Consider the following 455-nt stretch of genomic DNA (forward strand, 5'->3'; position numbering starts at 1 on the left):
CTTTTAAGTTCAATTTTGCTACTTTTGTCGCACTTTTATTCTGAAATAAATTCAGAACCAGACAAATTCTATATTATGAACATACACGAATATCAAGGAAAAGAAATTTTAGCAAGTTACGGAGTACGCATTCAACGCGGAATTGTGGCTAATAATGCAGTTGAAGCTGTAGCTGCTGCAAAACAATTAACTGCCGAAACCGGAACAGGATGGCATGTAATAAAAGCACAAATTCACGCAGGTGGTCGTGGAAAAGGTGGTGGAGTTAAGTTAGCTAAAAACTTGCAACAAGTTGAAGAAATCGCAGGACAAATCATCGGAATGCAATTGATTACACCTCAAACTTCTGCTGAGGGTAAAAAAGTAAACAAAGTTTTAGTAGCTGAAGATGTTTACTATCCTGGTGAAAGTGAAACTTCTGAATTCTATGTTTCTGTTTTATTGAATAGAGCTAC

The 455-nt window shown here is 36.3% G+C and carries 1 protein-coding gene; it reads left to right on the top strand.

The features are described 5' to 3' along the window. Positions 1-455 (top strand): ATP-grasp domain-containing protein (locus tag FHK88_RS11765; protein WP_319800168.1); only part of this gene is annotated, 455 nt, incomplete at both ends.

Origin of the sequence: Psychrobacter sp. I-STPA6b (assembly GCF_020662265.1) — a bacterium.
In the GTDB taxonomy this organism is placed as follows: domain Bacteria; phylum Pseudomonadota; class Gammaproteobacteria; order Pseudomonadales; family Moraxellaceae; genus Psychrobacter.